Genomic DNA, 21,057 nt, shown 5'->3' with positions numbered 1-21,057 from the left:
CGATGGACCGGCTCACCCGGCGCCGCGACGATGTCCTGCGCTTCTTCCACGGCCTGGCGGTGCTTCCCTACCCGGTCTCGACCGACCCGCTGAGGCAGCGGGCGGTGGAGAGGCCGGCCGTGTCGGTCCAGGATTCCTTGCCGAGCACGAGGTTGCGGATGATCTCTCCGGCGGCAGGTGCTTGGCACAGTCCCTGACCGGAGAATCCAGCCGCGTAGAGGAACGGGCGGGAGGCATCGCGGCCGATGAAAGCCATCCCGTCCGGACTGACATCGAGGTCTCCGCTCCACCCGTGCTCGAGGCCGTTGCCGGCCAGGGCCGGGAACGTCGTGCCGAGGTGGTGTGACACTCGTTCCAGCCAGGCCTGTCGGGTTTCGTCCGGAGCGGGACGGCCCATCCCGACGAGGATCCGGTCTCCCCAGCTTCGAATCCGCAGGCTGGACGGGTGGATGGTCATCGGCAGGGCGTTGCGCGGGGCACTACCGGGGGTGTCGGTGTCGGTGTCGGTGTCGGTCAGCAGCATGTCGACGGGGTACGTGGTCACAGGAATGCGCACGTCGGCCATGGCCGCGACCGTTCCCGCCCAGGGGCCTGCCGCGCAGACGATGGTGTCGGCACCGATGCTGCCCGCAGGCGTGTGGACCCGCCCATCCGGGTCGATGCCGGTGACGGGTGTTTCCGTGCGCAGGATGGCGCCGGCCTGCTGGGCGGCTGTGGCATAGCCGCGCACGATCGCGGCGGGATCGCAGGCGTAGGCCTCGGGCGACCAGGCTGCCGCCAGGATGGTTCGCTCGTCGACCAGCGGGTTGAGCCGCGCCGCTTCAGCCGCGGTCACGAGTTCGACGTCCACTCCGGCTGCCTGCTGGGCGGCTTGGGTGTCTTGGAAGTCCTGCACCTGCTGCTCGTCGGTGAACAGCACGAGCAAGCCGATACGCCTCAAGCCGAGGTCCGTTCCGGTCCGTTCGCTGAAGGCGTGGTAAGCCGCCAGGCTCCGGACGGCAAGGCTGCTGATGAGAGGGTTGCCGGGAAAGTAGGTACGCACCACGCCCACAGTGGTCCCGGACGATCCCGATCCGAGCGCGCCACGCTCCAGCAGGACGGTTCCGACGCCTGCCTCGGCGAGCTGGCACGCTATGGAGTTGCCGATGACGCCCCCGCCGATGACGACGACGTCCGTGCGTTCGGGGAGTTGGCTCACGGCTGGCGGACCGATTCGTCGGCGCGCAGTTGGCGCAGGTGATCTCCGGAGTCCCACGGGTACAGGTGGAGATTCCAACCGCCCAAACAGTTGACGTAGAGGGCCAGTTGGCTCACCACACTCAGGAAATCGTCGCGATCGAGCTGGTCGAGGCAGGACAGGAAGCGCTGGGTGAAACTCCAGAGCTGCTCCAGACCGCAGTAGCCCAGGAACTCGGCCGGAAGACCGACCAGCAGGCGCGTCATGTGACGCAAGGAATCCATCGGCATGCCCTGGACCGCGGCCCGGACCAGGCCACCGTAGGTGGCGTACCCCAGCGGGCGGGTCTCACCGTTGACGAACAACAGAGTGGGCAACACCGTCTCAAAACTGCCCGCTCCGGAAGGGATCACCCCCGCGTGGAGATCGGCGAGCTCCTGTGGTTCGGACAGCCAGGCCCGATCGGTCGCGGTGTACACGTCGTGAAGGAGACGCTTCGCGTCGGGATCCGCGGCGGTCAAATGCGGAATACGGTGGCCGCCTTCGGTGCCCGCCTTGCGGACCTCCGCCAGGATCGGCTTCTTCGTCGAATAGACCGAATCCCAGATGGCCTGCCCGACTTCCCGCAGTGCGGGAATATCCCCCTGCCGGATCAGGCCCACCGGGGATGCCGGCATCGGTTCGGTTAACGCGCCGTACTTGATGCCTAAATGCTGTAGCGCGGAGCAGAATACGGTCCCATCGGGCGCCTCACGTCGATCTGCGATCCGAGTGGACGCGGACAGATGCAGCAGCGACGGGATAGGTGCCGCGTGATAGAGATGCTGTCCCGCCACCAGCGCGTGTCCCTGCAAACTCTGGTAGGGCAATGCCTCCCACAGCGCGTCGGCGAGTTCAGCGTTGCGACCGTCGAGTTCCGCGGTCACGGTGATACCCAGGTCGGGCCAGGCAATCTCGATATGCCGACCGGAAAACGTGTCAGTCAAGTTTTTTCCTTCGTTGAGTGAGCTGCCACAGCTGCTATTTCTCTGCGAAAGAGTCACGGACGGAGTCGGTTTGTGTGCGCAAATCCGCTCACCTCGGAGTTGAGGGCGAGGAGCGCGTGCAGCAGGACGGTGACCCGCCCTGGCTACCGAGGCCAACCCGGATCCGCCCTACCAGGCCAAATACCGCGAACACGGCATGAGAGTGCAGACGCTGACCGCCACCGAGGGGTAGCTGGCCATCAAGGCGCCGTCCAGCAGCAGGCGCCGCTCCCACCCGGAGGCGCGAGGGCGTCGGCTAGGTTATTCAAAGGTGTCGCCCGTGGCGAAGAAGGCCAGCAGCACGAGCGCCTGGTTCTAGTCCTGCATAAGTGGCGGACTCTACGCAATTCTTAGCAAAATCATCAAGAAAATTGTCACGCATACCGGCATCGCAGGTAGCGCCAAAATGGCTGTACCCCAGATCATCTGGGCGTATCTTTAGGTGATCACCTCTCCGACGCGTTAAGGGGGAGTAAGTAATTCAACAGCTATAGATATGTCCGCTTACGGTAACTGGATCGCTCACTCGTAACTGCCGGCCGAACCGGTCTCACAAGGATCCTCCGAGGTCTACCGGGGTCTTCCTAATCGATGCCGTGTCTCAATTAGAGAATACATGCCAAGAACAACTGGTCAACCCTTCCCATCGGATTCGGCCTAAGGTGCTCATGCAGCGCTGGTGGATGTCCGGAAGTCGTCCGGCAGGCCGATGCCGGTGACCGGGTCGGTGCAATCCAGTAGCCAGTAGCGGGAGCACCTGGGGCCCGTAATGCTCCGGGAAGCGGAGGCGGTAGGTCTGCCGGGCCCGGTGGTACGGCCACTGGGCTGCCGGGGCTGACAGGGCACCACGAGGCGGTCCCCCGCGGGACGGTGACGGTGTGGTTGGCCACGAGCATCAGCAGGGCCCGGACCTCTGGCGGGCCCTCCAGGGCAGTGATGATGTCCTACCTCTGGGCCGCTCTCCGGACGCGATACACCGCTCGGGACTCGTGCGCGGTGCGTGCGTACCTGCGCAGCGCGTGCATCAAGTGCGCCGGTTGCGCTCGGCGGACACCCCCCGGGCGAGCAGGTGATCGTCGTGCTTCTGAAGGTCATGCGCCCACGGACTGAGGGGTGCGCCCCCGCACGTCTGAACAGGTGTGCCGTGTGCAGGCACGGCCGCGCGCCGACGGCAAGGGGGCAGGCCGGTCCACGGCGGCGCTACCGCGCGCTCTGCCGATAGCAACTCGGGGCGTGGTTGTCTCTTCCCCGTCGAATTCATGGCGCCGCGCGGAAATCGCAGTTCGAGCACCATTCGAACGCGATACGCCGCACCGGCGCCAGGTTTCCTGAATGACTGCCAGGCAACTGCGCGGCGAGCGACGGGAGTAAAGGCATGCAATTTCCTCAGGTATCGGAATCGACGACCCGGAATGAATTCCGGGGCTATGGGGCACGGGGCATCACGGCAGCAGCCGTCCTGCTGGCGGCCGGTGCGCTGAACGTGGTCACCGAGCAGCCCGCCGAGGCCCGGGGCGGCGGGGCCTGGGACCGTCTGGCCGGCTGCGAGAGCGGCGGGAACTGGCGGATCGACACGGGGAACGGGTTCTCCGGAGGGCTTCAACTCGCCCACGGCACCTGGCACTCGTTCGGTGGCGGCGCCTATGCGTCACGGGCGGCGCGGGCGACCCGGTCCCAGCAGATCCAGGTGGCGGAGCGGGTGCTGGCCCGGCAGGGCTGGGGCGCGTGGCCGGCCTGCTCGTCCTCGCTGGGGCTCAACTCGGCCACCCCACACCGCACTCCGCGGAGCACCGCGGCCCGCCCCGCGCCGCAGCGGCACACCGCTCCGTCGTCCCGCGACCGGGTCCGGCATCCGCAGTCCCATGAGAAGCGCTACAAAGTGGGGCGCCATAGGAGTACCGGCGGCTCGATCGTCGTCAACGCCGGGGACACCGTGAGCGGAATCGCGTACGCACACGGTTGTGGCTGGCAGGAATTCTACCGGCTGAACCGCCGCGTGATCGGGGCGAATCCGCATCTGATTTTCCCCGGCACCCGACTGGCCGTGCCGCACTCCGGCACCCGCTGAGCGCCTTCCGGAATTCCCGGCACAGCATGACGCAGGCCCCGGGGAATTCCGCTGAAACTCCTTACCCACACCGCGAGATGGCCCGTCGGAGGGGACGGGCCGGCGCGGAAAGGGGTGGCGACGGCCGGGTGTGGTGATCCGCCGCCGGGAGTGACGGGTACGGTCCGTCCGCGGCACCGCGGACGGGCCTTCCGCACGGCGGACGCGTGGAGGCCGGTGTCGCCTTCCGCACCCTTGTCCGTCGCTGCCGGCCGGTGCGCAGGCAGCGGCGGGGAACTCCCCCACACCCGTCACCGGAGGGGTGCGGCGGCCCAGTGCGGTCGGCGCGGGCAGACGGCTCCGTTTTCCGCCGCCCCCGTTTTCCGCCGCCCCGGCTACGCGGTCGCGTACACCTTGTTGGCGAACTCCGCGATCTCCGCGTCGCTGAGGTTCTTGGCGAGGTTGGCCTCGGTGATCATTCCCACCAGACGGTGGCCGCCCTTGACGTCGATCACCGGCAGCCGCTTGATGTGGTGCTGCTCCATGGTCTGGAGCACGTCGCTGGCGCCCGCGTCCGCGTCGATCCAGTGCAGCGTCCCGCCCATGGAACCGGCCTGCACCGTCGCCGGGTCGATCCCTTCGGCACAGCAGGCGATGACGATGTCACGATCGGTGATAAGGCCCATGAGCCGGTTGTTGTCACCGCAGATGGGCAGGCAGCCGACGTCCAGATCCCGCATCATCTTCGCCGCGTCGTGCAACGATTCGTGCGCTCCCACACAGTGCGCTCCGCCGGACATGATGTCTCGGGCTCGCAACTTGGTGGCCATGATTCCTCCTGTCGCAGGAGTGTGCTTGCATGCCTCGCCTTCGATCACATCACGGATGACCCCGAGATGCTCACCGGGACGGCCCCCGGGACGACCCGGAACGCCGAGGTCGCGGCGGGGCGGGGCCGTCTCCTGCGACGACTGCCGGACCCGGCGCCGTCTCCTGCGACGACTGCCGGACCCGGCGCCGTCTCCGGGCGTAGTGTCGGTCCGTGACGACGTCGAATCCTTTCTTCGAGCCGAGTGATCTGCCGTACGAACTGCCGCCTTTCGCGCGGATCCGGAACGATCACTTTCTGCCCGCGTTCACCCGCGGCATGGCCGACCAGCGGGACGAGGTGGCGGCGATCGGCTCAGGTGCCGAGCCGGCGACCTTTGAGAACACCGTGGAGGCGCTGGAGCGCAGCGGTGCGGTGCTGGGCCGGGTGCGCCGGGTGTTCTTCAACAAGGTGGCGGCGGACACCGATGAGGAGATCCAGGCGCTCGAGGTCGAGATCACGCCCCGGCTGGCCGCCCATGACGACCTGCTGCTGCTCGACCCCGCCCTGTTCGACCGGCTGGACGGGCTCTACGAGCAGCGCGGGAAACTCGGACTGGACGAGGAGCAACTGCGGCTGCTGGAACGCCACCACACCCACCGGGTACGGGCCGGTGCCCGGCTCGCCCCCGAGCAGCAGCGGCGGCTGCGTGAGCTGAATGCCGAAATCGCCGCGCTGAGCACCGAGTTCGGGCAGAACCTGCGGACGGCCACCGCGGCCGCAGCACTGGTGCTGGACCGGGCCGAGGAGCTCGCCGGCCTGCCCGCGGACCGGATCGCCGCCGCCGCCGAGCAGGCGCAGGCGCTCGGGCACCCCGGCAAGTTCGCGCTCGCCCTGAAGAACTTCTCCTGCCAGACCGAACTCGCCGCGCTGGAGGATCCGGCGCTGCGCGAGCGGCTGCTCGCCGCCTCCCTCGGGCGGGGCACCGACAGCAACGGCCCGATCGCCGTATCCCTGGCCGGGCTACGGGCCGAGCGCGCCGCGCTGCTCGGCTACCCCAGCCACGCCGCCTGGGAGGTTGCGGACCGGACGGCCGGCACCACGGCGGCCGTCGAGGAGCTGTTCGGCCGGCTGGTCGCCCCCGCCGTCGCCAACGCCGAGCGGGAGGGCGCGGCGCTGGCCGAGGCGGCCGGGGTGGCGGAGATCGGCGCGGCGGACTGGCAGTACTACTCGGAACGGGTGCGCAAGGAGCGGTTCGACCTCGACACGGCGGCGCTGCGGCCCTACCTGGAGCTGGACACCGTGCTGCACGACGGTGTCTTCCACGCCGCCGGGCTGGTCTACGGCATCACCTTCACCCGGCGCCCCGATCTGGTCTCGTACCACCCCGACGCCCATATCTACGAGGTGCACGACGCCGACGGCAGCCCGCTCGGCCTGTACATCGGCGACTTCCACGCCCGCGAGTCCAAGCGGGGCGGCGCCTGGATGGACTCGCTGGTGGCGCAGTCGAAGCTGCTGGGGCAGCGGCCTGTGGTGGTCAACAACCTGAATGTCGCCAAGCCTCCGGCGGGCGAGCCGGTGCTGCTGAGCTGGAGTGAGGTCAACACGCTGTTCCACGAGTTCGGGCATGCCCTGCACGGCCTGTTCTCCGATGTCCGCTATCCGCTGCTCTCCGGCACCCGAGTGCCCCGCGATTTCGTCGAGTTCCCCTCGCAGGTGAACGAGATGTGGGCGGACTGGCCCGAGGTGCTGGCGCATTACGCCCGGCACCACGTCACGGGAGAGCCGATGCCGGCCGAACTCCCCGCCCGGCTGCGCGAGGCGGAGAACTTCGGCGCGGGCTTCCGGATGGTCGAGCACCAGGCCGCCGCGGTGCTGGACTGGGCCTGGCACACCCTGTCCGCGGACGGCGACGTGCCGGGCGAGGACGAGGCGGCGGCGTTCGAGGCGGCCGCGCTGGAGCGCTACGGGCTGGCGATGGCCGCGATCCCGCCGCGTTACCGCACCGGCTACTTCGCCCATATCTTCAGCGGCGGTTACGCGGCGGGCTACTACGGCTACCGCTGGGCCGAGGTGCTGGACGCCGACACCGTGCGCTGGTTCCGGGAGAACGGGCGCACGATCCGGGAGAGCGGGGAGATCTTCCGCCGGGAACTCCTCGGCCGGGGCGGCAGCGTCGACCCGCTCGCGGCGTTCCGCGCAGTGGTCGGCCGCGACGCGGAGATCGGGCCGCTGCTGGACCGTCACGGGCTGACGGACTGAGGGGGTGGCGGGCTGAGGGGGTGGCGGGCTGGCGGCCGGCGGGCTGCCCCTCGGAGGGCCGGGCGCCCGGCTGATCATGGATGGCGGCCCGCTCCGTACCAGCGAAGCGGGCCGTCGTACCCCCGGGCCGCTCAGCCGGCGACGAAGCGCGGGTGCGGCTCCCCGTGGAGGCGGCCGGGCGGGAGCTTGCGGCCGTAGGCGACCAGCAGCAGGTCCTGGGCCGAGCCGGACAGCGGTGTGCCGGTGCCGAAGGACCAGTCGAGGTCGTCGGCGCGGAGCTGGATGCCGCGGAGGTCGGCGCCGAAGAACCTGGCCGTCCCGAGGGTGACCTTCTCCAGGAGGAGGCGCACCCGGTCTTCGGGGACGCGCCGGTCGAGGCCCAGGGCGACGGTGATGTCCAGGCCGTGCACCACGTCGTGCCCCAGGGCCCCCGTGATGCCGACGACCGGCGGCTTCCAGGGATGGTGCGCATGCTCACGGAGGAAGCCGGCGAGTTCGCTGGTCGAGGCGGCGGCCGCGTCCCTGCGGGCGCACCGGTCGGTCATCCGGTGGAGATTGCCTCCCACGCGGACGAGTTCGGCGAGCGTCTTGGGGAGCGAGTAGCGGAACCCCATCGACATATGGGCTGCGACCTCCCGTACCCGCCACCCCGCGCACAGCGTCGGTGCGTCCCACTGCCCGGCCGGCAAACCGTCCAGCATGGCTGCCAGTTCCCGGCGTTCGGCCGCGATCGCCGCCTTGATGTCCATCGGAGTTCTCCTCTCGAACCGCCCCTGGTTCCAAGGATCTTGGCATCGTCGCCATAAGTCCAAGAGCTGGTGGTTCTGCTCTCTAGAATCAGCGGTTATGGAACTTCGACAGCTCCAGTACTTCGTCACGGTGGTGGAGGAGGCCAACTTCACCCGCGCCGCCGCCCGTCTGCATCTGGCGCAGCCCGGGGTGAGCGCCCAGATCCGGCAGCTGGAACGGGAGTTGGGGCAGCCGCTGCTCGACCGCTCCGGCCGGTCGGTGACCGTGACGGAGGTGGGTGCGGCCGTCCTCGCCCATGCGCGGGCCGCGCTCGCCGCCGCCGATGGGATACGGCAGACCGTGGACCAGTTCAGCGGGCTGCTCCGTGGCCGCGTCAGAATCGGCCTGCTCTCGGGCGCCGCCAGTAACCGGTTCGACATGGCCTCCCTCCTGGCCGATTTCCACGACGCCCACCCGCAGGTCGAGATCTCGCTCACCGAGGACACCTCGGAGCGGATGCTCGGCGAGCTCCAGCACGGTGCGCTCGATATCGCCGTGATCGGCCTCAAGGACGAGGAGCCGCCGCCGGGTACGTCCTGCCAGATCGTGGTGGACGAGCCCCTGGTCGCCGCCGTCGCACCGGACGACGCCCTCCTGACGGCGGACGCGGAGCGGACGGGCATCCCGCTGACCGCGCTCCGCGACCGTGCCTTGATCAGCCTGCCGCGCGGTACCGGACTGCGCGGGGTGCTCGAACGTGCCTGTGCGGAGGCGGGGTTCCGGCCCCGGATCGCCTTCGAGGCGGCCGCCCCGCACGTCCTGGCCCGGCTCGCGGCCCGTGGCCTCGGGGTGGCCGTCGTCCCGGCGCTGCCGGCGGACGAGGCGGCCGCCGCGGGTCTGCGCACGCTGGAGATCACCGCACCGCGGCCGCGCGGCCGGGTCGCCCTGGCCTGGCGGGCGGCAGGCCCCTCAGGCCCCGCCGCCCGGGCCCTCCTGGAACGGCTGCGCGCCGCGCTGCCCGCGGTGGGGAGCGGTGGCGGCGCAGCGGGCGCCGGGCAGGCGGCGGATAACGGGGACGCCCGGCAGGCGGCGGCCCCCGAGGACACCCGGCAAGCAGCGGGCGCCGGGAATGCCCGGCAGCCCGCCGCCACCGCCCCCAATCACCAAGCTGTAGGCGCGTAGTCCTTCAGGAAGCAGCCGAACAGGTCCTCACCGAGTTCGCCGCGGACGATCGGGTCGTACACCCGTGCCGCTCCGTCGACCAGGTCGAGCGGGGCGTGGAAGCCCTCGTCGGCCAGCCGCATCTTGTCGGGGTGCGGGCGCTCGTCCGTGATCCAGCCGGTGTCCACGGCCGTCATGAGGATGCCGTCGCTCTCCAGCATCTCCCGCGCGCTGGTGCGGGTGAGCATGTTCAGCGCCGCCTTGGCCATATTGGTGTGCGGGTGACCGGCGCCCTTGTAGCCGCGGCTGAACTGGCCCTCCATGGCGGAGACGTTCACCACGTACTTGCGGCGCGCCGGGGCCGCCGCCATCGCCGGGCGCAGCTTGCTCACCAGCAGGAACGGGGCGGTCATATTGCACAGCTGGACTTCCAGCAGCTCGATCGGGTCGACCTCGTCCACCTTCTGGATCCAGCTGTTGCTGGCGTGCAGATCCGGTACCAGCCCGCCGGCGTCGATCGCGGTGCCCGCCTCGATACGGGCGGGCGTGGCGGAGCCGGTGGTCAGGGCGAGGGCGGTGAGGTCGGCCGCGGTCAGCGCGCCGGACGTGCCCGCTGCGGCGGGGAGGGCCGCGGGGACGCCGCTGCCGAAGTGCCCGAGGACGACGGAGGCGGGCAGTTCCCCGGCGGGCAGCGGGGCGGACTCGGCGGCGATCAGCTGTCCGTACGCCTCGGGTGACCGGCGGACGGTCTGCGCGGCGTTGTTGATCAGAATGTCGAGCGGGCCTTCGGCGCTCACCGTGTCGGCGAGCGCGATGACCTGGGCCGGGTCCCGCAGATCGATTCCGACGATCTTCAGCCGGTGCAGCCAGTCCGCGCTGTCCGGCATCGCCTTGAAGCGGCGGATGGCGTCGCTCGGGAAGCGGGTGGTGATGGTGGTGTGGGCGCCGTCGCGCAGCAGCCGGAGCGCGATATACATGCCGATCTTCGCCCGGCCGCCGGTGAGCAGCGCGCGCCGCCCGGCGAGGTCGGTGCGGGCCTCGCGGCGGGCCCGGTTCTCCTTGGCGCAGGGCGGGCAGAGCTGGTGGTAGAAGGCGTCGACCTCGACGTAGCGGGACTTGCAGGTGTAGCAGGACCGGGGCCGCTCCAGGATGCCGGCCAGCTCCGTGCTCACGGAGCTGGCGAGGGCCAGGCCCTGGGTCTCGTCGTCGATCCGGTCGGGCGCGCCGGTGGCCGTGGCCGCGGTCACCGCCTTGTCGTTGGCGCTCTTGGCCGCCCGGCGTTCCTGCCGCCGCCGCTGCTTCACCTTGCGGTAGATGCCGGCGGTGGCGCGCCGTATGGTGATCGCGTCCGGGTGGTCGACGGGCAGCTCGTCGAGCTCCTCCAGCACGCTCAGGCAGACCGCCATCCGCTCCGAGTCGATACCCGTGCCATCGGCCCGGCCTGTTTCGGTCACCGTCATCGCCGCTGCCGCTTTCCTGGGATCGTGTGTTCTATTCAAGCTTCGGCGGAACTGTACTGAGCCGCGGCTGTTGTTCCAAACCCGGTGGGGCGCACTCGCGCTGGTGAGCGTGGCCATGACCGGTGGAGGGGCGCCCCGCCGGTCATGGCCTAGGGGATGTCTTCCTGATCCGGCCTGATCGGGAAGACACCCCCTAGGGCCCGGCGTGCGCGTGCGCCGGGCCCTCGTCCTGCCGTATCCGGCCGTCACCGCACCGGGTCGTGCCCCAGCTCGATGTCGAACTCGCCGTCTCCGGCAGCCGCCACGTGCAGCGGGGTGGCCACCGGCGGGTAGCCGCTGGCGATCAGGGTGTACTCACCGCTGTCGAGGTCGGTGAAGACGTACTCCCCGTCGTGACCGCTGGTGGCGGTGCCCACCACGTTGCCCGCCGGGTCCAGCAGGGTCACCCGGGCGTCGTCGACCGGGCTGCCGTGGACCGTGCGTACGGTGCCGCGGACCTGGGCGCCGGGCGTCAGCCGGACCTCGTACCAGTTGCGGTCGCCGGTGGTGACCTCCACCGGGAGGGCGGACGGGCGGTGGCGGGCGGCGCTGACGGCCAGGGTGTAGCTGCCGGGGGCCAGTTCGCCGAACACGAAGCTGCCGTCCTGGCCGGCCACGCCGGACGCCACGACCTCGCCGGTGACATCGGTGGCCACGACGAGCGCGCCGGGCACCGGGTCGTCGCCCTTCTCGTCGCGGACTTCGCCCTCAAGACCGGCCGCGCCGCCGAGGGTCAGGTCGTACGAGACCGGCTCACCGCCCACCACGACGGTGACGGCCTGCGGCTGCCGGGTCCCCGCGGAGCCGATCAGCACATAGCTGCCGGCGCCCGTCGTGGGCAGGGCGTAGCCGCCGTCGGCCGCGGTCGAGGTTCGGCCGAGCTGCCGGCCGTCGACGCTGATCAGGGTGACCGCGGCCCGGTCCACCGGCCGGCCGTCACCGTCCCGTACAGTTCCCCGGATCTCCGGTCCGGTCGCGCCGATGCCACGGTCCGCGGCGGGTGCGGAGGCCGCGGCCACGGCCGGTACGGCGCCGTCCCCCGGGGCGTCAACGGGCTCGGACGGCCCGGACGGCGGCGGCGTGACCACCGCGTCCTCGGCACCGTTCGCCGCCCCGTCGACGGCATCCACCGCACCGCCGGCGGACTTCGCCGCGGCTTCGGCGTCGGCCTCCGCGCGGGCCTGGAGCCCGGAGATCTGCCGCAGCGGGACCTCCTTGATGAACCACATCAGCAGGAAGGCCAGGGCGACGACGATCGCTCCCATGAGGAAGACCGTGTGCATCGAGTCCGCGAAGCCGCGCTTGAACGGCTCGGCCAGCCGCGGGTCGAGGTGCTGGATGAACGACGAATCGCTGAGTACACCCGAGGAGTCCGCGTTGCCGGGGTGCTTGAGCATGTCCAGCACGGGCTTGTTGGCGGGGTCGTGCAGCACCGCGGGGTCGCGCAGCGCGGCCTGGAAACGCTCGGTGGACGCCGCGTCCTTGAACGCCGCGGCGATCTTGTCGCCGACCGTGCTGAACAGCACCGACAGGAAGATCGCGGTACCGGCGGTGGCGCCCATCTGACGGAAGAACGTGGACGAGGCGGTGGCCACTCCCATGTCCCGCGGCGGCACCGCGTTCTGCACCGCCAGCACCAGGGTCTGCATACAGCCGCCCAGGCCGAGGCCGAAGACCAGCATGTAGATCATGGTCTCCCACAGCGGGGTGTCCCACTGGACCCGGAAGTGGAAGAGCAGCATCGCCGCGATCATCAGCGCGGTGCCGATGATCGGGAAGATCTTGTAGCGGCCGGTCTTGGCGGTGATCTGGCCCGAGGCGATGGAGGCGATGAACATGCCCGCCATCAGCGGCAGCATTTCCAGACCCGAGGTGGTGGGGCTGGCGCCCTTCACGATCTGGAGGTACTGCGGGATCATCAGCATCCCGCCGAACATGCCCATACCGATCAGCACGGACAGCACACTGGTCTTGCTGAAGGTGCCGTTGCGGAACAGCCGCATCGGGATCAGCGCGTCATCGCCGATCCACCGCTCGACGAAGATCCAGGCGATGATGCCGACGCCGCCGATCACATAGCAGGCGATCGACCGGGAGGAGTCCCAGCCCCACTCCCGGCCCTGCTCCGCGACGAGCAGCAGCGGCACCACACCGACGGAGATGGTGAGCGCTCCCCACCAGTCGATGCGGTGGTCGCGCCGGGTGTGCGGAATGTTGAGGACCTTGGCGACCACGAACAGCGCGATGATCCCGATCGGGACGTTGACCAGGAAGACCCAGCGCCAGCCGGTGATGCCCAGCAGCTGGTCCTGCCCGGCGAGGGCCCCGCCGATCAGCGGCCCGGCCACACTGGAGGTGGCGAAGGTGCCCAGCATGTAGCCCTGGTAGCGGGCGCGTTCACGGGGCGGGACGATGTCCCCGATGATCGCCAGCGCCAGCGACATCAGACCGCCGGCGCCCAGGCCCTGCACCGCCCGGAACGCGGCGAGTTCGGTCATCGAGGTGGAGAAGGTGCACAGCACCGAGCCCGCGACGAAGATGGTGATCGCGGCCAGGTAGTACGGCTTGCGGCCGTACAGGTCGGACAGCTTGCCGTAGAGCGGCGTGGCGATCGTCGAGGTGATCAGGTAGGCGGTGGTCGCCCAGGCCTGCTGGCTGAGGCCGTGCAGATCGTCGGATATCGTCCGGATCGAGGTGCTGACGATGGTCTGGTCGAGCGCGGCGAGGAACATCCCCAGCATCAAACCGCTGAGGATGGTGAGGATCTGACGGTGACTCAGGACTCCCGGTCCGGGTATCTCCCCGGTTCCCGCCCCGGGCGGGGAGGTGGCGGTGCTCATGTACGTAGGTCTCCCTGCTCCACGGTGGCGCCCTGGTCTCCCCCGGGACCCAGCCGTGTGTGTTGTCGTTCTGCCATGTCCTCGTTGAGACGGCCGAGCAGCCGGATCAGGTCGGCCCGGTCCTGGGGCGACCACGGTGCGAGGAGGGCGGCCAGTTCCGCGTCGCGCTGAGCGCGGTAGTGCGCGAACGCGGCACGCCCCGCCTCGGTCGCGGCCAGCAGCGACCCGCGGCGGTCCTCCGGGTCCGGGCGACGGGTCACCAGGCCCCGCTCCACCAGCGAGCGCACCTGCCGGCTGACGGTCGACAGATCGAGGAACGCATCGGCGGCCAGATCGGTCGCCCGCTGGTCCCCGCCGACCACCAGCCGGGCCAGCAGCACCCGGTCGGCGGCGCCGCTGTCGCCCTTGACCCGCTGCTTCCAGGCCGCGATCAGCCGCGAGAAGCGGACGATCTCCGTTCCCAGTCCGGCGGCCGCGTCCTCCAGCCCCGACGAGGCCGTGACCTCAGGGGCAGCCCGGTCGCAGTCGTGGACCGTGCCCTTATTCATCGTCGTGATCCTTCGCGGTGCGGTCGTCGACCCGTCGCGGTGCGGTCGTCGGCCCGTTGGTACCTTGCTTGTATCCAGCAAGCATAGCGGCTGGAATCACCCGGTCCGCACCGCCCAACCCCGGGGTACGGGCGCGGTGATGGGGGTGCGGAGGCAAGGGTCCGGCCCGTATATGCTCCGCCACGCCCCCTGTACGAGCGGCGCACGTACACCCAGTGGCGTACGGAAACCGGGCAGACCGCCGCCCATCCGACCGGCCGGAGACCGTTGTGCACCTTCCCCCTGAACTGCTCGCGCTGCTGCGCCGGCCGAGCCCCTGCTTTCTGGCCACCTCGATGCCCGACGGCTCCCCGCAGCTGACCCAGACCTGGGTCGACACCGACGGCGAGCATGTGCTGATCAATAGCGTCCGGACCCATGTGAAGACCCGGAACATCGCACGCGACCCCCGGGTGGCCGTCGCCGTCTCCGACCCGGACCACCCCGCGCGCTACTTCCAGGTACGCGGCCGGGTGATCGCGACCACGACCGAGGGCGCGGTCGAGCACATCGAGCAGCTCGCGCAGAAGTACCTCGGCAAGCCCTATCCCTGGTACGGGGGCCGCGATGAGGAGCGGGTGCTCTTCGTCATCGCGCCGGAGAGCATCAGCGGGACGGGGTAAGGCGCCGACGGTGGCGGGACCCGGGGCCGAGCGGCGCGCGGGCCCCCGGCGGCGCGCGCCCTGCCCGGCTACGACTCGGTCCCGTCCTCGCTGAGCTGCCGCACCGCCTCGTCCGGGTCGGCGAGCAGCCAGGGCTGCCGGTCGAGCGACGGATGGTCCCGGCGGAACCCCTCCACCACGGCCGCCGCGTCCCGCAGGGCGCAGCGGTCACGGCCGGCCAGCTCCCGGGTGATGACGACCGCGTTCTCGAACGCCACCCAGCGCTCCATCAGCAGGTTCTGCACCGCCCCGATGCCCCGCTCGGCGCGGATCTCCGCGCACTCCGCGGTGAGCGAGGCGAACCAGGCGGCCCGTTGCCGGTATGCGGCGGTCTCGCCGCTGCCGTCCTCCAGGGCGAAGGTGCGCGCCAGCGCCGTCACCAGACGCCGGATGTGCCGGTGCTCCACCCAGGGGTCCGGGTCGGCGATCCCGCCGCGGTCCGGGTACTCCTTGCGGAGCTCGGACCATTCGCCGCCGAACCCGTAAAGGCTCTCCAGCAGCACCGGATGCCGGTCGAAGGAGCCCCCGTCCACGCCCCGGAACACCTCGCGCAGCAGGGCGTGCGGCAGCTCGGTGGACTCCGCGAGCAGGACCGCGTCGTAGAGATCCTTGGCCTCCGGGTGCGCGTCGCTGACCAGCCAGAGCACCTTCCAGGCGAGCGAGAGCGCACGGGTCGCCGCCTGGATCACCACCGGTGCGGTGCCCGGCGGCCCGCTGATCTCGGCCGGCTCCGCGGGCGCGGGCAGGCGCTCGGTGAAGACGAAGTCGAGCTGCACGCTGCCGCCCGGTACGCCGTCGGCCTCGGCGGTCCACGGGATGACCAGCCGCCGGCCCGGGACCCGGTCGTAGGACCAGATCTCGTCGCGGACCGCGGCCTGCGCGTCCAGCCGTACCGGACCGCCGCGGTGGGACAGTGCCCCGGCCGCGGCGGCGATCCCGTCCAGCATCTGCTCCGTACGGTCGTCGGTGAGCTGCCAGGTCTCCGGCACCACGACGAAGTCGAGATCGCCCGGCTCGCGCGCCGCGTCCCCGAACCACGACTTCAGCAGCATGCTGCCGCGCAGGACCAGATGCCCGGCCCACGGGGACCGCGCGAGGGCGGTCAGCACATGATGCAGGGCGTGCCGCCGTGCCGCGTACCAGCGCGCTCCGACCGACGGCTCCGCGAAGCTCGGCTCGCCCAGGCGCATCCCGAAGGCATGATGGGTGGCCGCGGGGTCGAACACCGGGCGCTGCACCACCCCGTCGTCCGGTACGGGCAGCAGGGTGGCCGGCAGATCCATGTCCGCGCGGGTCGCCTCGTCGGGCCGGGCCCGGGGCACGATCACCGTGTCCTTCCACGGTCCGTAGCGGATCGCCCGCCACTGCGCCCCCGTACCCGTCTCCTCGGTTCCCGTCATGCGCCGCTCCGCTCCCCCGCCACCGTGTTCTGCTCGTCCAGCCAGCCCGCGTCCAGCGCGATATTGCCGTCGTGGACCACGAACTCCCGTTCCACGGAGGCTATCCGGTGTCCCGCGGCCCGCAGCTCCGCCGACAGGGCGCCCAGCCGCCGGTCCGCGGTCGCCCGGCCGACCAGGCGGCACCGCTGGGTCACAAAGCGCTCCAGCCGGCCGTCGGACCGCACCCGGCGGGCGTTGCGCGAGAGGTGCGCACCGTGCCGGGTGGCGAGGGTGAGCAGGGGGCCGACGGGAGCGGCGGGCGCCAGGAGCAGCTTGAGGTGATGCTCGAAGTAGTAGTCGGGACCGAGCGCCAGGGCCTCCTCGTCGGTGCCGGGTACGCCCGCGCTCCACGGGGTGGCCTCGATCTTCGTCCGCACCACGGAGAACCCCGCGGCCCGCAGCCCGTCCGCCGCCGCGGCGGCCCGCGACCGGATCTCCGCGTAGGTGCCGGTCCCGTGCAGCGTCAGCATGGGCTGCGAGGGCACCGCCCCCTGTTCCAGCAGGATGTGGACGTACTTCATACGGTGTGCCGCCGCGTGGGCCGCGAGTTGTCCGGCCGCCTCGGGGGCGCCGTCGTCCCGGACGGTGAGATGTACCTCGAACTCCCCCGCGAAGGCCGGGCTCCCGGCCGCCGTCCGGTCCTCGATCGCCGCCGCCCCGTTGCTCCTGCTCATCCGGAAATGATCACATGGTTCAGATCTCCGGGAAGTGGTCGGGGACGCCGAGCGTTCCCGCCACCGCCCGCCAGATGGCCGCTTGTGCGGCCGCGAGGTCGATCTTCGGGTCGCCCAGCATCAGCCGGATACCGAAACCGTCGCTCAGGGCGAGCAGCAGGGTGCTGGTCGCCTCCACGTCGCAGTCGGTGAGCTCGCCCGACTCGATGCCCCGCCGGATGGCCGTGCCGATCCAGGTGTGCAGCTGGTCGTAGAGGTCGACGGCGAGCTGCTGGGCGGTCTCGTCGCGCAGGGCGCGCACCCACAGTTCCTGCCACAGCCGCCAGTCCTGCCGCAGCTCGGGGTCCGTGGGCAGCATGTTGTGCAGGATCCGGGCCAGGACGACGGAGGCGGGCACCGTGTCGGCGTCCCGTTCGAGTTCGGTGCCGGTCTGGGCGAAGGAGTGGGTCATCGCCTCGGCGAAGAGCCGCTCACGGTTCTCGAAGTGGTAGTGGAGCAGGGCGGTGGACACCCCGGCGTGTTCCGCGACCATCCGCATCCGGATCTTCTCGAAGCCGACCTCGGCGATCACTTCGCACGCGGCGGACAGGATCCGTTCCCGCGTTTCGAGAGTGCGTTCAGCCTTGGCCACGTGAGTGCTCCCCGGGTCGGTGTCGGTGTCCTCGGCGGGCCCGGCGGGCCCGTCCGGTCCATCTTCCCGCATCACCGCCGCCGGCTGTCCGTCGCATGGCCGCTCATCGGTAGTCGTGGAAGCCCCGGCCCGACTTACGGCCGAGCAGGCCGGCGTCCACCATCCGGGCCAGCAGCGGCGGGGGCGCGTAGCGCGGTTCCCGGAACTCCTCGTACAGCGACTCGGCGATCGCCCGGGTCGTGTCGAGGCCGATCAGATCGGCCAGTGCCAGCGGCCCCAGCGGGTGGGCGCAGCCCAGCCGCATCCCCCGGTCGACATCGTCCGCCGAGGCCGCGCCGGACTCGACCATCCGCACCGCGTCCAGCAGGTAGGGGACGAGCAGCGCGTTGACGATGAACCCGGCGCGGTCGGCGGCGTGCACGACCTCCTTGCCCAGTACGTCGGCGGCGAAGGTGTGGGTCCTGCGGGTGGTGTCGTCGGCGGTCAGCAGGGAGGGCACCAGCTCGACGAGCGGCAGCACCGGCACGGGGTTGAAGAAGTGCAGGCCGATGACGCGCTGCGGGCGTGCGGTGGCGGCGGCGAGGCGGATGACGGGGAGGGATGAGGTGTTGGTCGCCAGGATCGCGTCCGGGCGGCGGACCACCTCGTCGAGCCGGGTGAAGACGGCCAGCTTCGCAGCCTCGTCCTCGGCGACGGCCTCGATGACCAGGTCGCGGTCGGCCAGTGTGGCCAGTTCGGTGGTGACGGTGATCCTGGCGAGCGCCGAGTCCCGGTCCTCGGCGGAGAGTTTGCCGGCCGCCGTGGCACGCTCCAGGGAGCCGGTGATCCGGCGGAGTCCGGCGTCCGCGGCGGCCGGGCCGGTCTCGACGACGCGCACCTCCCGGCCCGCACGGGCACATACCTCGGCGATACCGGAGCCCATCAGGCCGCAGCCCACGACCCCGACTCTTTCGACTGCGCTCTCGGACAACGCTCCTCCTCGGCCGGTGTTCCGGGACGTTTCGCGGGTCCCGCCCGGCGGGTGGGTGGTGCCGGGCGGGGTAGAGCGGGGGGCCGGTCCGGGTACTCCGGCCCGGTGGGCGGAGTACCCGGCCGGGTTCAGGAGGCGGTGGGCATCTGCAGGACGCCGGTGCCCCGCTTGACCAGTTCGCCGGCGATGATCAGGCGCTGGATCTCGGAGGTGCCCTCCCAGATGCGGTCCACCCGCAGCTCGCGGTAGAGCCGCTCGACCGGGTACGAACGGTCGTAACCACGGCCGCCGAAGATCTGCACACAGCGGTCGATCACCCGGCCCGCCGCCTCGCTCGCCGCGAGCTTGGCGATCGCCGCCTTGGCGTGCAGGGTCTTGCGGTCGACGGTGCCCTCGTCCACCTCCCAGGCGACCTGGTGGGCGTAGGCCCGGTTGACCGCGATATCGACCGCGCAGTCCGCCAGCATCCCCTGCACCAGCTGGAAGTCGGCGATCGGCGAGCCGAACTGCTTGCGTTCCACCGCCCAGTCCCGCGCCAGCCGCAGGGCCCGCTCGGCGGCGCCCGTCGTGCGGGCCGCGATCATCAGCCGTTCCTCGGTGAACCAGGACCGGGTGATGTCATACCCCTTGCCGACGCCCCTGAGGACGGCGTCCTCAGGGACGTGCACCTCGGTGAAGGTGAAGTCGGGGTGCTCGTAGACGAAGGTGTGCATGAAGCGCGGCACCCGGGTCATCTCGATACCGGGGGTGTCCTTGTCGACGAGGAAGAGCGTCGGCTCCCGGTCCGGACCGGCCGCGGCGAGCACGATCATGAAGTCCGCGTGGTCGCCGACGGTCACGAACCACTTCTCGCCGTTGAGTACCCAGCCGTCGGCCGTCCGGGTCGCGGTGGTCGCCAGGTTCTGCGGGTCGGAGCCGGCCCCGGGTTCGGTCACCGCGTAGCAGTCGCGGCGCTCACCGCGGATGACCGGTTCGAGGTAGCGCTCGCGCTGGGCGGGGGTGCAGAAGCGCAGGGCGTTGGCGGGGCGCCAGACGGTGTCCCACAGGGCGCCGGTGAGCTGCCCCAACTCCTCCTGGACGATGGCCTGTTCGAGGATGGTCAGCCCGGCGCCGCCCCACTCCTCGGGCATGTTGACGGCCTGGAGTCCGCTGGCCAGCACGGCGTCGCGGACGTCGGTGTGGGCCTTCGGGAGCAGGCCGTTGTTCTCCTCACAGTCGGTTTCGTACGCGGTGAGGGTCTCGGTGAGCTCGCGCGCGGTGCGCTTGAGGTCCGCCTGGCGCGGGGTGAGACGGAAGTCCATGTCAGTCCTCGGAGTCGGTGGGGAGCCGGGTCGGGTGGTGGCCGGGGTCAGGGCAGGGGCAGGTCGAGGGCGCGGGTGCCGCGCTTGATGAGCTCGTTGGCGATGATCAGGCGCTGGATCTCGGAGGTGCCCTCCCAGATGCGGTCCACCCGCAGCTCGCGGTAGAGCCGCTCGACCGGGTAGGAGCGGTCGTAACCACGGCCGCCGAAGATCTGCACACAGCGGTCGATGACCCGGCCCGCCGCCTCGCTCGCTGCGAGCTTGGCCGTCGAGGCCTTGGCGTGCAGCGCCTTGGGGTCGGCGCCCGGCTGGTCGGCCTCCCACGCCACCTGGTGGGTGTAGGCGCGGTTGACCGCGATGTCGACCGCGCAGTCCGCCAGCATCCCCTGCACCAGCTGGAAGTCGGCGATCGGCGAGCCGAACTGCCGCCGCTCCACCGCCCAGTCCCGGGCGAGTTGCAGGGCCCGTTCGGCGGCCCCGGTCGTCCGGGCGGCGATCATCAGCCGTTCGTCGGTGAACCATTCCTTGGTGAGTTCGTAGCCGTTGCCGACGCCGCCGAGGACGTCGTCGTCGGGGGCGAAGACATCGGTGAAGGTGAACTCGGGGTGCCCGTTCACGGCGGAGTGCATGAAGCGCGGTACCCGGGTCATCCGGACGCCCGGTGCCTGCTTGTCGACGAAGAAGAGGGTGGCGGCCCGCTCCGGGCCCGCGTCGGCCTGCACCAGCAGGAAGTCGGCGATGTCACCGCAGGTCACAAACCACTTCTCGCCGTTCAGCAGCCAGCCGCCGTCGGTACGGGTGGCGGTGCTGGTGCCCGAGGAGGGGTCCGATCCCGCACCGGGTTCGGTCACCGCGAAGGCGTCGAAGCGCTCGCCCCGGATGACGGGGAGCAGGTACTTCTCCCGCTGGGCCTCGGTGCCGTACGCGAGCACGTTGGCGGGCCGCCAGGGGATGTCCCACAGGCAGTTGGTGACCTTGCCGAATTCCTCCTCGACGATGACCTGGTCGAGCAGCGACAGTCCCGGACCGCCCCACTTCTCCGGCATGTTGATGGCGTAGACCCCGGCGTCGATCGCGGCCCGGGTCAGCTCGTGGACGGTGTCGGCGGGCAGCGGTCCGCCGGCCTCCTCGGCCTGGTTCTCGTACCGGATCAGCAGTTCGGTGTAGGCGGCGGCGCGGGCCTTGAGATCGGCCTGTCGGGGGGTGTAGCGGAAGTCCATGGTGTCCTCCGGGACGGCGGGC

General features: G+C 70.8%; 17 protein-coding genes. 4 read left to right on the top strand and 13 right to left on the bottom strand.

What is annotated here, in order from left to right:
• Window positions 1-67: 67 nt before the first annotated feature.
• Both QT196_RS37085 and QT196_RS37080 read right to left on the bottom strand, forming a co-directional pair.
• Window positions 68-1,198, bottom strand: a complete 1,131-nt coding sequence (locus tag QT196_RS37085) for an FAD-dependent oxidoreductase (protein ID WP_290356501.1) — start codon at window positions 1,196-1,198, stop codon at window positions 68-70.
• On the bottom strand, window positions 1,195-2,163 hold the full coding sequence (locus QT196_RS37080) for a hypothetical protein (RefSeq protein ID WP_290356499.1): 969 nt from the start codon (window positions 2,161-2,163) through the stop codon (window positions 1,195-1,197). Before QT196_RS37080 ends, QT196_RS37085 begins: the two co-directional genes overlap by 4 nt.
• Before the next feature lie 1,414 nt (window positions 2,164-3,577).
• On the opposite strand from QT196_RS37080, the gene QT196_RS37075 reads away from it, so the two are divergent.
• Window positions 3,578-4,270: a transglycosylase family protein gene (locus tag QT196_RS37075; protein WP_168483060.1), complete on the top strand. Its 693-nt coding sequence runs from the start codon at window positions 3,578-3,580 to the stop codon at window positions 4,268-4,270.
• A gap of 374 nt (window positions 4,271-4,644) precedes the next feature.
• Here the strand turns inward: QT196_RS37075 and QT196_RS37070 are convergent, their stop codons facing one another.
• Window positions 4,645-5,079 carry a CBS domain-containing protein gene (locus QT196_RS37070; protein ID WP_168483059.1) on the bottom strand — a complete coding sequence of 145 codons (435 nt, stop codon included), beginning with the start codon at window positions 5,077-5,079 and terminating at the stop codon, window positions 4,645-4,647.
• A gap of 212 nt (window positions 5,080-5,291) precedes the next feature.
• Between QT196_RS37070 and QT196_RS37065 the strand changes: the two genes are divergently transcribed.
• Complete coding sequence (locus QT196_RS37065; protein WP_266736856.1) at window positions 5,292-7,322, top strand: M3 family metallopeptidase; 2,031 nt, start codon at window positions 5,292-5,294, stop codon at window positions 7,320-7,322.
• Between the two features lie 131 nt (window positions 7,323-7,453).
• Here the strand turns inward: QT196_RS37065 and QT196_RS37060 are convergent, their stop codons facing one another.
• Window positions 7,454-8,071, bottom strand: coding sequence for a maleylpyruvate isomerase family mycothiol-dependent enzyme (locus QT196_RS37060; RefSeq protein WP_168483057.1), 618 nt, complete (start codon window positions 8,069-8,071; stop codon window positions 7,454-7,456).
• 97 nt (window positions 8,072-8,168) lie between these two features.
• Here QT196_RS37060 and QT196_RS37055 point away from each other — a divergent pair, with 97 nt between their 5' ends.
• Complete coding sequence (locus QT196_RS37055) at window positions 8,169-9,233, top strand: LysR family transcriptional regulator (protein ID WP_266736854.1); 1,065 nt, start codon at window positions 8,169-8,171, stop codon at window positions 9,231-9,233.
• Here QT196_RS37055 and QT196_RS37050 read toward each other — a convergent pair.
• The 3 genes from QT196_RS37050 to QT196_RS37040 form a co-directional block, all read right to left on the bottom strand.
• Window positions 9,212-10,672, bottom strand: coding sequence for an SDR family NAD(P)-dependent oxidoreductase (locus QT196_RS37050; protein ID WP_168483055.1), 1,461 nt, complete (start codon window positions 10,670-10,672; stop codon window positions 9,212-9,214). The two genes, QT196_RS37055 and QT196_RS37050, sit on opposite strands and share 22 nt — an antisense overlap.
• A 245-nt stretch (window positions 10,673-10,917) precedes the next feature.
• Window positions 10,918-13,551, bottom strand: coding sequence for an MFS transporter (locus QT196_RS37045; RefSeq protein WP_168483054.1), 2,634 nt, complete (start codon window positions 13,549-13,551; stop codon window positions 10,918-10,920).
• Complete coding sequence (locus QT196_RS37040; RefSeq protein ID WP_168483053.1) at window positions 13,548-14,099, bottom strand: MarR family winged helix-turn-helix transcriptional regulator; 552 nt, start codon at window positions 14,097-14,099, stop codon at window positions 13,548-13,550. Before QT196_RS37040 ends, QT196_RS37045 begins: the two co-directional genes overlap by 4 nt.
• A 269-nt stretch (window positions 14,100-14,368) precedes the next feature.
• On the opposite strand from QT196_RS37040, the gene QT196_RS37035 reads away from it, so the two are divergent.
• Window positions 14,369-14,761 carry a PPOX class F420-dependent oxidoreductase gene (locus QT196_RS37035; protein ID WP_168483052.1) on the top strand — a complete coding sequence of 131 codons (393 nt, stop codon included), beginning with the start codon at window positions 14,369-14,371 and terminating at the stop codon, window positions 14,759-14,761.
• Between the two features lie 68 nt (window positions 14,762-14,829).
• On the opposite strand, the gene QT196_RS37030 is transcribed toward QT196_RS37035, so the two are convergent.
• The 6 genes from QT196_RS37030 to QT196_RS37005 all read right to left on the bottom strand — a co-directional run bounded on the left by QT196_RS37030 (window position 14,830) and on the right by QT196_RS37005 (window position 21,035).
• Window positions 14,830-16,200 carry a nucleotidyl transferase AbiEii/AbiGii toxin family protein gene (locus QT196_RS37030; protein WP_290356498.1) on the bottom strand — a complete coding sequence of 457 codons (1,371 nt, stop codon included), beginning with the start codon at window positions 16,198-16,200 and terminating at the stop codon, window positions 14,830-14,832.
• Window positions 16,197-16,913 (bottom strand): hypothetical protein, encoded by a 717-nt coding sequence (locus tag QT196_RS37025; RefSeq protein WP_168483050.1) that lies wholly within the window; start codon window positions 16,911-16,913, stop codon window positions 16,197-16,199. The genes QT196_RS37030 and QT196_RS37025 overlap by 4 nt, the downstream gene beginning before the upstream one ends.
• A 19-nt stretch (window positions 16,914-16,932) precedes the next feature.
• Window positions 16,933-17,544: a TetR/AcrR family transcriptional regulator gene (locus tag QT196_RS37020; protein WP_290356497.1), complete on the bottom strand. Its 612-nt coding sequence runs from the start codon at window positions 17,542-17,544 to the stop codon at window positions 16,933-16,935.
• A gap of 103 nt (window positions 17,545-17,647) precedes the next feature.
• On the bottom strand, window positions 17,648-18,514 hold the full coding sequence (locus QT196_RS37015; protein WP_290356496.1) for a 3-hydroxybutyryl-CoA dehydrogenase: 867 nt from the start codon (window positions 18,512-18,514) through the stop codon (window positions 17,648-17,650).
• A gap of 128 nt (window positions 18,515-18,642) precedes the next feature.
• The gene (locus QT196_RS37010) at window positions 18,643-19,815 is read right to left on the bottom strand and encodes an acyl-CoA dehydrogenase family protein (protein WP_290356495.1); all 1,173 of its coding nucleotides are present in this window, start codon (window positions 19,813-19,815) and stop codon (window positions 18,643-18,645) included.
• A gap of 47 nt (window positions 19,816-19,862) precedes the next feature.
• Window positions 19,863-21,035: an acyl-CoA dehydrogenase family protein gene (locus QT196_RS37005; protein ID WP_290356494.1), complete on the bottom strand. Its 1,173-nt coding sequence runs from the start codon at window positions 21,033-21,035 to the stop codon at window positions 19,863-19,865.
• Window positions 21,036-21,057 lie beyond the last annotated feature (22 nt).

Source organism: Streptomyces sp. P9-2B-2 (genome assembly GCF_030406865.1).
Classification (GTDB): Bacteria; Actinomycetota; Actinomycetes; order Streptomycetales; family Streptomycetaceae; genus Streptomyces; species Streptomyces platensis.
The sequence above is the reverse complement of the archived record's forward strand: the minus strand, read 5'-3'. Positions and strand labels throughout refer to the sequence as shown.

Coding starts and splice junctions, on each gene's coding strand:
- QT196_RS37075 (WP_168483060.1), top strand. CDS start 3,578: ATGCAATTTCCTCAGGTATCGGAATCGACGACCCGGAATGAATTCCGG.
- QT196_RS37070 (WP_168483059.1), bottom strand. CDS start 5,079: ATGGCCACCAAGTTGCGAGCCCGAGACATCATGTCCGGCGGAGCGCAC.
- QT196_RS37060 (WP_168483057.1), bottom strand. CDS start 8,071: ATGGACATCAAGGCGGCGATCGCGGCCGAACGCCGGGAACTGGCAGCC.
- QT196_RS37055 (WP_266736854.1), top strand. CDS start 8,169: ATGGAACTTCGACAGCTCCAGTACTTCGTCACGGTGGTGGAGGAGGCC.
- QT196_RS37050 (WP_168483055.1), bottom strand. CDS start 10,672: ATGACGGTGACCGAAACAGGCCGGGCCGATGGCACGGGTATCGACTCG.
- QT196_RS37045 (WP_168483054.1), bottom strand. CDS start 13,551: ATGAGCACCGCCACCTCCCCGCCCGGGGCGGGAACCGGGGAGATACCC.
- QT196_RS37040 (WP_168483053.1), bottom strand. CDS start 14,099: ATGAATAAGGGCACGGTCCACGACTGCGACCGGGCTGCCCCTGAGGTC.
- QT196_RS37030 (WP_290356498.1), bottom strand. CDS start 16,200: ATGACGGGAACCGAGGAGACGGGTACGGGGGCGCAGTGGCGGGCGATC.
- QT196_RS37025 (WP_168483050.1), bottom strand. CDS start 16,913: ATGAGCAGGAGCAACGGGGCGGCGGCGATCGAGGACCGGACGGCGGCC.
- QT196_RS37010 (WP_290356495.1), bottom strand. CDS start 19,815: ATGGACTTCCGTCTCACCCCGCGCCAGGCGGACCTCAAGCGCACCGCG.
- QT196_RS37005 (WP_290356494.1), bottom strand. CDS start 21,035: ATGGACTTCCGCTACACCCCCCGACAGGCCGATCTCAAGGCCCGCGCC.